At 46.8% G+C, this 14,105-nt stretch carries 11 protein-coding genes and 1 pseudogene; 10 read left to right on the top strand and 2 right to left on the bottom strand.

Translation table 11 applies throughout. The features are described from left to right. Positions 1-702 precede the first annotated feature (702 nt). On the top strand, positions 703-2,634 hold the full coding sequence (gene dnaK, locus H6F50_RS23510; RefSeq protein ID WP_190430560.1) for a molecular chaperone DnaK: 1,932 nt from the start codon (positions 703-705) through the stop codon (positions 2,632-2,634). Between the two features lie 287 nt (positions 2,635-2,921). Here dnaK and H6F50_RS23505 read toward each other — a convergent pair whose 3' ends face one another. Then, a complete protein-coding gene (locus H6F50_RS23505; RefSeq protein ID WP_190430559.1) occupies positions 2,922-4,583 on the bottom strand; it encodes a Ppx/GppA phosphatase family protein in 1,662 nt (553 codons plus the stop codon). 109 nt (positions 4,584-4,692) lie between these two features. Here H6F50_RS23505 and H6F50_RS23500 point away from each other — a divergent pair, with 109 nt between their 5' ends. The 9 genes from H6F50_RS23500 (at position 4,693) to H6F50_RS23460 (ending at position 13,175) form a co-directional block, all read left to right on the top strand. Next, positions 4,693-5,577 (top strand): 4-hydroxybenzoate solanesyltransferase, encoded by an 885-nt coding sequence (locus H6F50_RS23500; RefSeq protein ID WP_190430558.1) that lies wholly within the window; start codon positions 4,693-4,695, stop codon positions 5,575-5,577. Between the two features lie 164 nt (positions 5,578-5,741). Beyond that, the gene (locus H6F50_RS23495) at positions 5,742-6,239 is read left to right on the top strand and encodes a TIGR00725 family protein (protein WP_190430557.1); all 498 of its coding nucleotides are present in this window, start codon (positions 5,742-5,744) and stop codon (positions 6,237-6,239) included. A gap of 226 nt (positions 6,240-6,465) precedes the next feature. Further along, a complete protein-coding gene (locus H6F50_RS23490) occupies positions 6,466-7,071 on the top strand; it encodes a superoxide dismutase (RefSeq protein WP_190430556.1) in 606 nt (201 codons plus the stop codon). 135 nt (positions 7,072-7,206) lie between these two features. Beyond that, positions 7,207-7,416, top strand: coding sequence for a hypothetical protein (locus tag H6F50_RS23485; protein ID WP_190430555.1), 210 nt, complete (start codon positions 7,207-7,209; stop codon positions 7,414-7,416). Next, positions 7,409-7,582 (top strand): hypothetical protein, encoded by a 174-nt coding sequence (locus tag H6F50_RS23480; protein ID WP_190430554.1) that lies wholly within the window; start codon positions 7,409-7,411, stop codon positions 7,580-7,582. The genes H6F50_RS23485 and H6F50_RS23480 overlap by 8 nt, the downstream gene beginning before the upstream one ends. A gap of 184 nt (positions 7,583-7,766) precedes the next feature. Then, positions 7,767-9,935: a polyphosphate kinase 1 gene (ppk1, locus tag H6F50_RS23475; protein ID WP_190430553.1), complete on the top strand. Its 2,169-nt coding sequence runs from the start codon at positions 7,767-7,769 to the stop codon at positions 9,933-9,935. Positions 9,936-10,141: 206 nt separating this feature from the next. Continuing rightward, complete coding sequence (locus H6F50_RS23470) at positions 10,142-11,431, top strand: glucose-1-phosphate adenylyltransferase (RefSeq protein WP_190410725.1); 1,290 nt, start codon at positions 10,142-10,144, stop codon at positions 11,429-11,431. Positions 11,432-11,575: 144 nt separating this feature from the next. Next, complete coding sequence (locus tag H6F50_RS23465; protein WP_190430552.1) at positions 11,576-12,091, top strand: AAA family ATPase; 516 nt, start codon at positions 11,576-11,578, stop codon at positions 12,089-12,091. A gap of 76 nt (positions 12,092-12,167) precedes the next feature. Beyond that, positions 12,168-13,175 (top strand): DnaJ C-terminal domain-containing protein, encoded by a 1,008-nt coding sequence (locus H6F50_RS23460; RefSeq protein ID WP_190430551.1) that lies wholly within the window; start codon positions 12,168-12,170, stop codon positions 13,173-13,175. Positions 13,176-13,241: 66 nt separating this feature from the next. Here the strand turns inward: H6F50_RS23460 and H6F50_RS23455 are convergent. Further along, a pseudogene (locus H6F50_RS23455) lies at positions 13,242-14,105 on the bottom strand (serine/threonine protein kinase); the annotation flags it as partial.

Raw genomic sequence — 14,105 nt, 5'->3', positions numbered from 1 at the left:
ACTTCAGCGTTGCTAAAATATTGAACAATCGGTTATTTTACTAAAATTTTATATGAATACTGAAGCTAGTTTTACAAATTGATTTTTATGTTTTTTTTAGGTCTAGGAAGCCGAGCCGTATTTTATTGAAAAGGTCATTTGTTAAATTTATTTAAATGGTGACAAAGTTAATTTAAAACATTCTGCCTACCTTGATACTTTATCTATAAAAACTCGGTAAGGGATACTGCTATTTTTTAGCCAGCAGAATTTCTGATAAGAGCTTCCTGTATGGTACTTATCTATAAAGATAACTTTTACGGCTGATTCCAACTTCTACCCTAAGGAACAGCGCGATCGCTAGTGGATTATCAATGGCATTCTAGCGATCGCTTTCAGCAAAATTAGCCTAGAAGCAGTGGAGGCGATCGCCTTGATAGAGTAACCTTGAGCAAAATGAGTTAACTAAACTAAGCTTTACTGTTAAGATAGCTGCCAAATATTTTTATTTCGACTAGAACTGCGAGGCGGAGTTTCGATTGTATAACTTTTTGGGTAAAAGTTAGCAGACTGATGAGAATGCTGAATTCTACTTTAGAGCGAAACTAATAAAAAAGAATTCCCTCTAAGGTACGGAAATGAGAACTCGCCTTGGAGGTATAACCGAACCTACTATTTTTTAAACCGCTGTTAAGCTCAAGCCACCTTTAGACATTGAGCATCATGGGAAAGGTAGCTGGAATTAGTTTAGGTGCGACAAATTCTTGTATTGCAGTGATGGATGGTAAGCAACCCATCGTCATCACCAACGCTGAAGGATTCCGCCTCACTCCTTGTGTTGTAGTTTACACTAAGAACGGGGACAAATTGGTTGGTGGAATTGCCAAACGTAACGCAGGGATGCAGCCAGAAAACAGCTTTTACGCTGTTAAACGCTTTATTGGACGCAAATACGACGAAGTCATCAACGCAGTAGATAAAGTTTCTTATCAAGTTCTACCCGATAACAATGGCGGCATTAAAATCAACTGTCATCGTGTAGGCAAAGAATTTAGCCCTGAAGAAGTTTCTGCCCAAATTCTGCGTAAACTTGTCGAGGATGCCAGCAAATATTTGGGGGAAGAAGTAACTCAAGCGGTTATTACTGTTCCTGCCTACTTCAACGATTTTCAACGTCAAGCCACCAAAGAGGCTGGCAAATTAGCGAATTTAGAAATCCTCCGCGTCATCAACGAACCGACTGCTGCTTGCCTTGCCTACGAACTAGATAAGAAAAATAACGAAACTATCCTCGTCTTTGACTTAGGCGGTAGCACGTTAGATATTAGCATTCTGGAAGTAGGTGATGGTGTATTTGAAGTTTTGGCTAGCAGTAGCGACCCCGATCTTGGTGGTGACAACTTCGACCAAAAAATTATCGATTGGCTGACCAACCAATTTCAAAGTCAAGAAGGTCTCGACTTACGCCAAAATATACAGGCTTCCCAACGGCTTACAGAAGCAGCCGAAAAAGCAAAAATAGAGCTTTCCCTCCTTACGCAAACAGAAGTTGACCTACCCTTTATTACAGCCACCCCAGATGGGCCAAAACATCTCAACGCTACCCTTACTAGAGCTGAATTTGAAGAAATGTGTTCTGAGCTTTTAGCTCGCTGTCGCCTTAACATCGAACAAGTAATTAAACAGGCGAAACTAAGCCTTAGTGACATTAATGTTGTTGTCCTGGTTGGTGGTTCTAGCTGCATTCCGGTTGTCCAAGACTTAGTGCAGGAGGTGACGAATCAAGAACCCTTGAAAAGCATTAACCCGGACGAGGCTGTAGCAATTGGGGCTGCTATTCAGGGGAAAGTAGCCAGAAGAGACAATTCCATTTATTGCATGAGGGATGTCACTCCTTTATCTTTGGGAATCGAAACTATAGAGGGTACTATGACAAAAATTATCTCCCGTCATAGTAATATTCCTGTCATCAAATCTCAAAAGTTTTATACTGCAACTTATGGGCAAACCAGTGTAAAAATAAATATTTTAAGGGGTGAACGAGAATTCGCTAAAGATAACCAGAGTTTGGGGATTCTTCGATTAGATGGGCTTTCTTTGGAGAGAACAGAAATTCAAGTAACTTTCGACCTTGATGCCAATGGTATTCTGAATGTTTATGCCAAAGAAATAAGCACCGGAAAAGAGCAATCAATTAGCATTATCGGCGCTGCCACTATCCCTGCAACTGAAGTGGAGAGTATGGTGAGAGATGCAGAACGCAATGCTGAAGCCGATCGCATACTTCGCCAAAAGATTGACATGGCGAACTTGATAGAAGCTCGTAAAAATGAGGGACAAAAACTTAAAAGTTACTCTTTGAAACTAACCTCCAACGATAACTCAGATTTCAAGACTGGAGATTTTACCAAGATGAATGATGCTTATCGGGTTCTTTTTAATTTGACGAATAACTTGGTAGAGCAAGTGCTTGCCGCCCAGAAAAGGCAAATCGAAGGACTATTAAAGAATTTGGAGAAAGCGATCGCTCAAGGGAATTATGATGAGATCAAGTCGCTTGGTAATGAATTGCAACAACTCATGATGCAGATAGGTGATGCTGCTTCGCCAAGAGCGATCGCGACTATTGACGATGAATTCTACGAAGTGATTTGAGCTGCGAAGGGTAGATATTCTACCCTTCGTCAGAGCGATCGCATCTTAATATCGCTTTCTTTTTGTGACGTTACACATCAGATTCCTCAACCCCGGCTCAATGGCGGCAGTAAACGGCTTTGTTGTAGCTATATGAACTAGTATTCTCTTTCCTCCCTTAGCTGAGTAACTGGAAATTTTAGATCCGGGATTTTATTTGCCAGATCGTTTCAAAGCTTGAAGATTCCGTGTTATTTGAGACGCAGACTTTTGATTTTTGACGATTGCTCGAAAAGCTCTTTATTGAGCTATTGGCTAATTGGAACAGCAATAGCATTCAAAACTGGCAGTAGTTTAATGCCGTACTCTGCCTCAAAAACGTCTTTTTTATAATCTAAACTCCAGATTTCTAAGGCACAATCATCATCGAGCTGAGTTGGCTTTAGGTGAAGCTGAAGTTCTTTCGTTTCTGCGTTGTATTCGCACTGCACTTGCCGAATTGCACCAATTTGTCTCCGGTCAAGAGCAACTGCTAATCTGAGCAAGGCACTCAACTGAGCAACGATCTGTCGGTGCTGTTTAGTCGGCAGATTTTGATAGTTCTCGTGCTTTTTCCTCGGCGCACTCTTGCGGTGATAGCGGGCTAAATTCGCAATTACATCAATTTCGGCTTCCGTATAGCCTAAAAGTTCACCATTGCGAATTAAGTAAAAAGAGTGTTTGTGGTGGGAAGAATGACTGATATGGTGTCCGCAATTGTGTAAAATTGCGGCTGCCCACAGTAGTTCCCGTTCTTCTGAACCCCAATGGTGGAGGATGCCTTGGGTTTGGTCAAATAAGCTAAGGGCGAATTCTGCAACTCGCTGAGAGTATTCCAGGTTGACACCGTATTTGCGGGCAGTTTTGATTACATTACGCTCGCGTACAGAACTTTGGTAGCGCAGCTTGTCTTCGATTAAGCCGTGAGCGAGCATCCAATCGACGATCACTCCTTCGCGGAGACTCCGTTCGCAGACCGTTAGCGATTCAAGTCCCAGCAGCGTCATCGCTTCTTGTAAAATAACCGCTCCGGCAACAATGATTTCTGACCGCCGCTCTGACATTCCTGGTATGGCGGCGCGTTCTAAATAATTGAGCCTTCGCAAGCGATTAATTAAATCTCTGAGGTCATTGAGACTCAGCTGGTAGCCATTTAGCGAAAAGGGGTTGGTACCTAGTTTTTCTCGCGCGTGTATCGTCACCAGCGTCTCAATCGTCCCGGACGTTCCTACTAAACGCGGCTGTTCGCCCGGTTGGAGAAATGCCCGCAATTCATCAACGGCTCGTTCTAGCTGTCCGCGCACATAAGCTTGTAGGGACTGAAATTCGCCATTGCTGATGGGGTCGGTGGTAATAAATTCTGCGGTTAGTCGGACTGCACCGACTTTAGTGCTGCTGAGCGATCGCGGTTCGTGACTATCCCCTAAAATTAACTCGGTCGAACCGCCGCCAATGTCAATAATGATGTGGGGATGGTTATTTAATTCCATTCCCGACAGCACGCCTAAGTAAATTCTCCGGGCTTCTTCTTGACCGGAAATCAAGTTGACAGATAAGCCCAAGTCTGATTCTACTTGTTTTAAAAAGTCTCGCCCGTTGGGGGCTTCTCTTACCGCACTGGTTGCCACGGCGATTATTTGTTCGGCGTTAAGACTTTTGGCAATTCCCTGGAAGCGGCGCAGGGCTGCGATCGCTCGTTCCATTGCCGCTGGCGTCAGATTGCCCGTCTTTTTATCACGATCGCCCAGTCTCACCGTGTCTTTTTCTCTGGCAATAATCGAAAAAGCAGGCAGCTTGGGTTGAATTTGCACGACCACCATGTGCAGGGAATTGGTACCTAAGTCAATCGCGGCGAGAATCCGATCTCGATCCACGCTAGGAGTTGAAACACCCGCAGAATTATCTTTAGCGTTGGCAACTAAATTGACCATTTCGATGTATCCAGGGTTGCAGAACCAGCCGAGATTTGATGAATAAGGATATTCTATAGGGGATAAAGATGTGATTAATGATATTTCTGGATACTCATTTTTCTAGACCATGCTGACCCAGCAAGAACATAAAGAAACAGAACCCACCTGGCTTACAGTCGTCCGGCTTTTGAGATGGGATAAGCCAGCAGGACGCCTGATATTGATGATTCCGGCACTATGGGCGGTCTTTCTGGCAGCAGCAGGAAAGCCACCGTTGCCGCTGGTAGGCGTGATTGTACTGGGTACTTTAGCGACCAGTGCTGCCGGGTGTGTTGTCAATGATTTGTGGGATCGGGATATCGATCCGCAAGTAGAAAGAACGCGATCGCGTCCCCTCGCCTCTCGCGCTTTGTCGGTCAAAACTGGCATCGTCGTTGCCTTGGTAGCGATGAGTTGCGCTGGGGTTCTCGCACTCTACCTTAATTCCCTTACTTTCTGGTTGTGCGTGGCGGCAGTTCCCGTAATTATTTTCTATCCCACCGCCAAGCGGGTGTTTCCAGTGCCTCAGCTAGTGCTGTCGATTGCTTGGGGTTTTGGCGTGCTGATTAGCTGGACTGCTGTAACTGCCAAGCTAGAAGAACCCACCTGGATTTTATGGGGCGCGACGGTACTCTGGACACTTGGATTTGACACCGTTTATGCCATGTCAGATCGGGAAGATGACCGGCGGATTGGCATTAATTCCAGCGCTTTATTTTTTGGCAATTATGCGGCTGAAGCTGTTGGTGTCTTCTTTACTGGCACGGTTATTTTGCTTGAATGGCTGGGAATTGTGATGGATCTAAAGCTTAGCTTTTGGATCGCTTTGAGTTTGGCAACCTTAGCTTGGATTTGGCAATATTCTCGACTCAGCCGGAAAGATATCCCAACGCCAGTATATGGGGAAACTTTTCGCCAAAATGTTTGGATTGGTTTTGTTTTACTGGCTGGAATGATTGTTGGTTCTCTGTAGGTTTGAGTAAGTTTTTTGAAGATAAAGAACGCAAAGGCGATCGCAAAGATACGCTGAGGAAAATGCTAATTCATTGCACTTCTATTACTTTGCCTACCTTTGCGTAAAACTCTGCGTACCTCGGCGTTAAAAATTTCAACGCTTAGGAGTAAGGTCAGCTTGCCATGAAAAAAACCCTAATTGGCGTTATGGGACCAGGAGCCAACGCCACAGAAACTGACTTAGAAAACGCTTATAAACTCGGTCAATTCATCGCCCAAGAAGGATGGGTTTTGCTGACTGGTGGCAGAAATGCTGGTGTGATGGATGCGGCGAGTAAAGGGGCAAAATTTGCTAATGGTTTAACAATTGGCATTCTTCCCACTAACGATACCAGCGCGGTTTCTGATGCTGTAGATATTGCAATTGTTACCGATATGGGAAATGCGAGAAATAATATTAATGTCCTTTCTTCTGATGTTGTGATTGCCTGCGGCATGGGTGCAGGAACCGCTTCAGAAATTGCCCTGGCTTTGAAGAACTATAAAAAAGTGATTTTATTAACGAATCATCCAGAAAGTAAAGCTTTTTTCCAAAGCTTGTCTGAAGACTCTATTTTGATTGCCAATACTCCAGCAGCGGCAATCGAAATGGTTAGAGGAGTTTTGAGCGATCGCCATTAATTATCCCTTTGGGTAGATGCAACAGGGAGAAATTAGTGGGAGTCCTGCCTAAATTGGCACATAGCGTTGATTTTGGCTGTCTCTCGACTTTTAAGGTACAATCCAGTGGTTAAGTTTTATATCGCTAGCGATCGCAACCTCGATCGGACGAGACTTAGATCCTTAAGAAGAAAAAACTTCTCCCTTAGTTTTAAGCTAGAAAGCAGTTAGCAGAGGATTGAACACAATGGCATTTGAATTACCCCCTTTACCTTACGATCAAGACGCTTTAGAGTCGTCAGGTATGTCGGCGCGGACACTTGAGTTCCATTACGGCAAGCATCACGCTGCTTACGTGAACACTCTCAACAATCTAGTTAAGGACACAGAACTAGCCGACAAGTCGCTTGAAGAAATCATCAAGGCAACCTACAAAGCATCAGATAAAGCTGCTGTATTCAACAACGCTGCTCAGGTATGGAATCATACCTTCTATTGGAATGGCATCAAGCCAAATGGAGGCGGCAATCCGAGTGGCGAACTAGCGGAAAAAATTAACGCCAGCTTCGGTAGCCTTGACAAATTCAAAGAAGAGTTCAAAAATGCCGGAGGCACTCAATTCGGTAGTGGTTGGGCTTGGCTAATCAAGGATGGCGATACCCTAAAAGTAACCAAGTCTCCGAACGCAGAAAACCCAATTGCCTACGGACAAACTCCCTTGCTAACAATGGATGTTTGGGAACATGCCTACTATCTGGATTACCAGAATAGCCGCCCCAACTTCATGCAGAACTTTGTTGACCACTTGATAAACTGGGACTTTGTTGCCCAAAATTTATCGGCTGCTGCTTAAATAACAGCTGATGTTTCAGTTACATCAAATTTAATCATCTGGAAAACAGCCACGTTAGTAGTGGCTGTTTTTTTATTATCTGTAAACTTCGGCTGCCTGTATCTTTAAAGAAGATAAATTCCCACCAGATAAATCATGGATAGCAAAGAACTAGCCCAATACATTGAAGCCACAGATAGCATTTCCAAGCCTTGGCTATTAGTGCAATTGCGGCTAAAAAAACTCCAAGAACGCCGCCCGACTATCTCTCCAGAGGAATATGTTCAAGAATTAGCAGATATTCATCAGGACTTGATGAATCTGGGTGAGTGGTGGCGGGAAAGGGAAGAGGAGGTATTTGGTTAATAAAACTCATCGAATCGCTATCGTCAGCTGGGCAGAGGCTTGGCAAGGCGTGCGGGTGAAGTATCCAGTTAAAGGAGGGAGTAGCGATCGCTCGCCCGGAGCCTGCCTTGAGAGCATAAACCTATCGCTTTTGCATGAGGTCATGATATTTAACGCCTTTCTGTAGATAGGTTTTGGGTCCTCTAAGTCAGGATACGATGAATTAATAACACAGCCAGAATTAAGATAAGCGCATTTTAAAAATGAGTGCTAAAACAATCAGCGCGAATCTGCGATCAATTCAGATGGAATTCACTGGTTGGTGTTGCAAGTAACAATGAATACCTGCCAGCCTGACTGCCATTAGAATTATGTCAAAAGCGAAAAAGACCGCAGCAACACACCATAATATTGACCTAAACCATCCGCAGTACTATTTCAACCGCGAACTCAGCTGGTTGGAGTTTAACAATCGAGTTTTGCATGAAGCGATCGATCCTCGGACGCCGCTGCTAGAACGCCTGAAATTCATGGGGATTTTTAGTGCCAACTTCGACGAATACTTCATGGTGCGCGTTGCTGCTCTTAAGCAACAGGTGGAAGCAAAAGTGAGCCAACTGACGCCCGATGGTCGGACGCCAAGCGACCAGCTAGAAGAGATTAGCTTGGCAGCGCGACCTCTGGTAGCACAACAGCATCAACACTTTGAGAAAGCATTGCGACCCTTGATGACCGCGCAAGGCATTCATCTTCTAGACTACGTGGATCTGAACCAGGAACAGCGGGCTTACCTGCAAAACTATTTTGAAGAGCAAATTTTCCCAGTTCTGACCCCCTTAGCCGTCGATCCCAGCCATCCTTTTCCCTATATGTCTAACCTCAGTCTGAATCTGGCTGTGGTGGTGAAAGACCCAGACACGGGGGAAGAACTGTTTGCCAGAGTGAAAGTCCCAAAAGTTTTACCTCGATTTTTGCCCTTACGGTTGGAGTCCGGGCTGGGAAGTCGGTCGTCTGGACTCGAAGAGGAACGATTCCGGAATGAACGCCTGATTTGGATGGGTGTGCCCCTAGAACAGGTGATTGCTCATAATCTAGAGTCACTGTTTCCGGGGATGAATATCCAGGAATATCACCCCTTCCGAATCACTCGCAATGCAGATTTGGAGGTGGAAGAAGATGAAGCCGACGATCTGATGCTGGCGATTGAGCAAGAACTGCGGAAACGTCGGGTGGGTGGTTCGGCGGTACGGATGGAAATTCAAGCTTCAATGCCCGAATCCATGAAAGGGATGCTGATGCGGGAACTGGGGCTGTTGGAGCGGGATGTTTACGAGGTGGACGGGCTATTGGGGCTGGCAGACTTGATGTACTTCATGCAATTGCCACTCCCGGAACTGAAAGACCCTGTGTGGACGCCAGGGATACCCCCACGCCTACGGCGGCTCAGTGAAGGAGATTTGGATGAGGGAGAAGATATTTTCTCGGTCATTCGCACCGCAGATTTGATGGTTCACCATCCTTATCAATCTTTTGGAGGAACGGTACAGCGCTTCATTACCCAAGCGGCAATCGATCCAAATGTGCTGGCGATTAAAATGACTCTCTACCGAACATCTGGGGACTCGCCGATTCTCAATGCCCTAATTACAGCGGCTGAGCATGGCAAGCAAGTAGCGGTTCTGGTGGAACTAAAAGCCCGTTTTGATGAAGAGAACAATATTAACTGGGCACGCAAGTTAGAACAAGCGGGCGTACATGTGGTCTATGGGTTGGTGGGTTTAAAGACGCATACCAAAGTGGTTTTGGTGGTACGCCGAGAAGAAAACCAAATTCGCCGGTATGTCCACATCGGCACGGGGAACTATAATCCCAAAACCGCTCGGATTTATACAGATGTGGGGCTATTAAGCTGCCGTGAAGACTTGGGGGCGGATTTGACGGATTTGTTTAATTACTTGACGGGTTACTCGCGGCAACGGTCTTACCGCAAGTTGTTGGTGTCGCCGGTGAACTGCCGCGATCGCTTTTTGAGTTTGATCCACCGCGAGATAGAACATTGCCATCATGGCAAAAGCGGTCGAATTGTCGCCAAGATGAATTCACTGACAGATCCCCAACTCATTGCCTCGCTTTACGAAGCTAGCATCGCTGGGGTAAAAATCGATTTGATTATCCGCGGAATTTGCTGTCTGCGACCCGGTGTGGAAGGAGTCAGTGAAAATATCCGGACGATTAGTGTTGTCGGGCGTTATCTAGAACACTCGCGGATTTTTTACTTTCAAAATGCTGGCAGTGAGGAAGTTTATATCGGCAGTGCTGATTGGATGCGCCGCAACTTGGATCGACGAGTAGAAGCGATCGCGCCAATAGAAGATCCCGAAATTTCTAAAGATTTACAAGAAATCTTAGGAATTATGCTCGCCGATAACCGTCACGCTTGGGATTTACAACCAGATGGTCGTTACATCCAACGCCACCCCGGTGACAAGGAAAGAGAACAAAGTGCCCAGAAAATTTTGATGGAAATGGCACTGCAATAGGGCGGTGGGAAATGAGCGTGTTGAGTTTTGAATTTTGAGTTTTGAATAAAAAAGAGTGCTTTAATTCAAAACTCAACACTGATTCTTTGAAACTTTTTCCGAATTATCCATAACCCCTAACATCGATTCCCCCTCCCCCCCTTGCCAACTGCTCCAGACCGTCCGACACTGGTTTTGGGAGTTGACTGGCAATCGAGAGGTTTGAAGTGAAAAAAGTTCTAAGCATTATTCTCGGAGGTGGCGCTGGCACCCGCCTTTACCCGCTGACCAAGTTGCGAGCGAAGCCAGCCGTGCCTCTGGCAGGAAAGTATCGCCTAATCGATATTCCGGTCAGTAATTGCATTAACTCAGAAATTTACAAAATCTACGTCCTGACCCAATTCAACTCAGCTTCCCTCAACCGCCATATTGCCCGCGCCTACAGTTTCGCAGGGTTCACAGAAGGGTTTGTGGAGGTGCTAGCCGCCCAGCAAACGCCAGAAAACCCCAACTGGTTCCAAGGCACTGCCGATGCTGTCCGTCAGTATCTCTGGCTGTTGGATGAGTGGGATGTTGATGAGTACCTGATTTTGTCAGGAGATCATCTTTACCGCATGGACTATCGCCAGTTTGTGCAACGCCACCGCGACACTAATGCCGATATCACCCTCTCCGTTGTGCCAATGGATGAGCGACGGGCGTCCGATTTCGGCTTAATGAAAATCGATGATACCGGACGGGTGATAGATTTCAGCGAAAAGCCTAAAGGCGATGCTCTCAAGGAGATGCAGGTCGATACGACAACGCTGGGATTGAGTGCGGAACAAGCGAAGAAAAATCCCTACATCGCCTCAATGGGGATTTATGTCTTCAAAAAAGACGTGCTGATGCATCTGCTGCAAACTAACCAAGAGCGAACCGATTTTGGTAAGGAGATTATCCCCGCTTCGGCGCAGGATTATAACGTTCAAGCTTATTTATTTAATGACTACTGGGAAGATATTGGAACGATGGAGTCGTTCTACGAGGCGAACTTGGCTCTCACCAGACAACCGCAGCCGCCTTTTAGTTTCTACGATGAGGATGCTCCGATTTACACTCGCGCTCGTTACTTACCGCCCAGTAAGCTGTTAGATTGCCAAATCACCGAGTCGATAATTGGGGAAGGCTGCATCCTGAAAGAATGCCGGATTGAGCATTCAGTTTTGGGAGTGCGATCGCGCATTGAATCGGGTTCCTTAATTGAAGACTCCCTCGTCATGGGTGCCGACTTATACCAACCCTTCGCCGAACGACAAGCTCACTGTGAAGACGGTAAAGTTCCCTTGGGAATTGGTTCGGACACCCGGATTCGCCGCGCTATCATTGACAAAAACGCCCACATTGGTTGCAATGTGCAAATCATTAACAAAGACAGGGTGGAAGAAGCCAACCGCGAAAGCGAAGGTTTCTACATCCGTAGCGGGATTGTTGTGGTACTGAAAAATGCCGTGATTCCCGATGGAACCGTCATTTAGGGTGGAAATTAGTACCGGGAGTTGCTAATTGGGAAAAAGTTGAAGTAGAGACGCGATTCTCGCGTTTGAATTTGGGTTTTGAATTAAAGAACTCTCTTTAACTCAAAACTCAAAACTCTAATTACCCACTCCCAACACCGAAACATGACTCGATTAATTCTCCTAATTGGGTTGCCCGGTAGCGGCAAATCTTCTCTAGCACAACAGCTCGTAGCAGAATGCCCTCAGCATCGGCTAATTGCCACAGACGCGATCCGGGAACAACTGTTTGGGGATGAAGCGATTCAAGGGTCGTGGCTGTTAGTGTGGAGCGAAGTACAGCGCCAATTAAGCCAAGCAGTTGCGGAGAAAAGACAAGCGATTTTCGACGCGACGAATGCGGCTCGTAAACATCGCCGGGAAGCGATCGCTACTTCTCGCGATCGCGGTTTTACCCACATTACCGGCTTGTGGCTGGATATGCCAGTGCAGGAATGTCTAGAAAGAAATCGATTAAGACTCCGCCAAGTTCCAGAAGAAGTTATTTTACAGATGCACCGCCAACTGGTAGACGCTCCGCCCATCCTAGCTGATGGACTCGATCGTTTAATCCGTTATTCAGCGACAAGTACGGAAATCGCGATCGCCTCAGTGCGGAAAAGCCGAACTTATATCCATTGACTGATTTGATACCCTATCTCTGAGAAGGTAAAAAATAAAACTTAAACTAAATATTTAGACGAGAGGAGGGAGGTTGATGGCTGCGACCGATTTTAAAGACTATTACGCCATCCTAGGAGTTACTAAAACCGCTAGTGCCGATGAAATCAAAAAAGTCTACCGGCGACTGGCACGAAAGTACCACCCCGACATGAACCCTGGCAACAAAGAAGCTGAAGCTCGCTTCAAGGAAGTCAGCGAAGCCTACGAAGTGCTATCCGACCCAGAAAAACGTAAAAAGTACGATCAGTTCGGACAGTATTGGAAACAAGTCGGGGAAGGATCGTCACCCTATCCAGGCGGAGTGAACGTTGATTTTGGCGGCTTTGACTTTAGTCAGTACGGCAGTTTTGATGAATTTGTCAACGATCTCCTGGGCGGTTTAGGGGGTGCCAGTGCCCGTTCTGGCAGCCGTGCTGGACGCCGCACGACTTATCGCACTTCTACAGGCCCCACTGGGTATACAGACTTTGGCGGGTATTCTGGCTTCGATCCGCAAGCTGCCGCAGCCGCCGATCGAGAAGCGGTCATCAAACTCAGCCTATCCGAGGCTTTTCATGGCGTCCAGAAGCGTTTAGATTTAGGCAATGAAGCCATTGACGTTCGGATTCCTCCGGGTACGAAACAGGGCAGTCGAATTCGCGTCAAAGGCAAAGGTTCAGTCAGCCCCTATACTCAGCAGCGGGGTGACTTGTACTTAACCGTGGAGCTGCTGCCCCACTCGTTCTTCCAATTCGATGGTGATAATCTCGTCTGCGAAGTGCCGGTAACGCCAGATGAAGCCGTGTTGGGGGCACCCGTGGAAGTGCCGACGCCGGATGGTTCTGTCACTGTCAACGTTCCCCCTGGTGTCCGTTCGGGACAATCTCTGCGGTTGCGCGGTAAAGGTTGGCCCAATCCTAAAGGCGGACGTTCCGATCAGCTGGTAAAGATTTTGATTGTGACGCCGAAAGAACTCAGTTCTACGGAACGAGAATATTACGAGAAAATCCGGGAGAGCCGCACCTTCAATCCCCGCAGCAATTTGCCGCAGGTACGGCTGTAGACGTTATCCGAGCTTTTTGTCTGAACCCCACCCCTTACTCTCCCCCAAAGAGGTAAGGGGTTTCATTTAGGGGGAAGGAGTGGTTGTTTGTGCCGGTTCAGGAGAAGCAGTGGTCGTTTCAGCCGGTTCAGGTGAGGGAGCCGGAGGGTTTTCCACGCCGATATCAAGTTGATAATCAACGGGCTGGGAAGCTTCGGAAACAACGATGAATTCGTAGTAGCCTGATTGAGGCAGGGTTCCCGACCAAGTTTTTTCGGTGGAGTCTTCGAGGATTGGGGGAAATGTACTGGTTGGGGGGTAAAGGGAAAGCCGCAGTTTTGAACTCCCCGTAAAGTTAACTGCTAATAATTGATTTTGGGCAAAGTTGCCGATGTAGGCTTTTCCTTCTCCTGGTTGGAGGGTGCCGCTGACTCGTTTGCCCACTGCCCCTGGAGCAAAGCGAATTGTTTCCAGCGCCTCTTGAGATTGCACTGCTTTGACTTTCTCCCCAGCGATCGCGTGCCAGATTTGACCGACTGGCTGATTGAGAAAATCTCTGCCCCGCTGTTCTGGAAATACTTGGAAAAATGCCACATCTGCGAGATCGTAGAGGGCGCGACTGCTCAAGTTTCGCTGGTTGACTTGCCCTTTCCAGCGATCGCGATCCGCTGCACCATAGCTTCCCAAACGCTGTCTGGCTGCGCCCGGTAATTTCGCTTGATCTAGCTTATCGAGCAATTCAGTTGCGATCCGATCCCATTGCTCTCGTAATTGCTCATTTTCTGGCCCATTCCCCAGCGTGCGCCCTCGTTGATTGGGGTTCTGAGTCCAGAAAACTTCATTCACCCAGTTGACATAGAAATTGTAGTTAACGCCGAGACTTTGACGGCGATCGCGCAGCTGTTGCTTGCGTGCCTGTTCCGCAGGCGAAAACTGCGAGGAAGGATTTTC

The sequence above is a fragment of the Coleofasciculus sp. FACHB-712 genome, assembly GCF_014695635.1.
In the GTDB taxonomy this organism is placed as follows: domain Bacteria; phylum Cyanobacteriota; class Cyanobacteriia; order Cyanobacteriales; family FACHB-T130; genus FACHB-T130.
The sequence above is the reverse complement of the archived record's forward strand: the minus strand, read 5'-3'. Positions and strand labels throughout refer to the sequence as shown.

Excerpts from the sequence above, each read along its gene's own strand:
- dnaK (WP_190430560.1), top strand. The coding sequence starts at position 703 with ATGGGAAAGGTAGCTGGAATTAGTTTAGGTGCGACAAATTCTTGTATT.
- H6F50_RS23485 (WP_190430555.1), top strand. The coding sequence starts at position 7,207 with ATGGATAGCAAAGAACTAGCCCAATACATTGAAGCCACAGATAGCATT.
- H6F50_RS23500 (WP_190430558.1), top strand. The coding sequence starts at position 4,693 with ATGCTGACCCAGCAAGAACATAAAGAAACAGAACCCACCTGGCTTACA.
- H6F50_RS23505 (WP_190430559.1), bottom strand. The coding sequence starts at position 4,583 with ATGGTCAATTTAGTTGCCAACGCTAAAGATAATTCTGCGGGTGTTTCA.
- H6F50_RS23490 (WP_190430556.1), top strand. The coding sequence starts at position 6,466 with ATGGCATTTGAATTACCCCCTTTACCTTACGATCAAGACGCTTTAGAG.
- H6F50_RS23460 (WP_190430551.1), top strand. The coding sequence starts at position 12,168 with ATGGCTGCGACCGATTTTAAAGACTATTACGCCATCCTAGGAGTTACT.
- H6F50_RS23465 (WP_190430552.1), top strand. The coding sequence starts at position 11,576 with ATGACTCGATTAATTCTCCTAATTGGGTTGCCCGGTAGCGGCAAATCT.
- H6F50_RS23495 (WP_190430557.1), top strand. The coding sequence starts at position 5,742 with ATGAAAAAAACCCTAATTGGCGTTATGGGACCAGGAGCCAACGCCACA.
- ppk1 (WP_190430553.1), top strand. The coding sequence starts at position 7,767 with ATGTCAAAAGCGAAAAAGACCGCAGCAACACACCATAATATTGACCTA.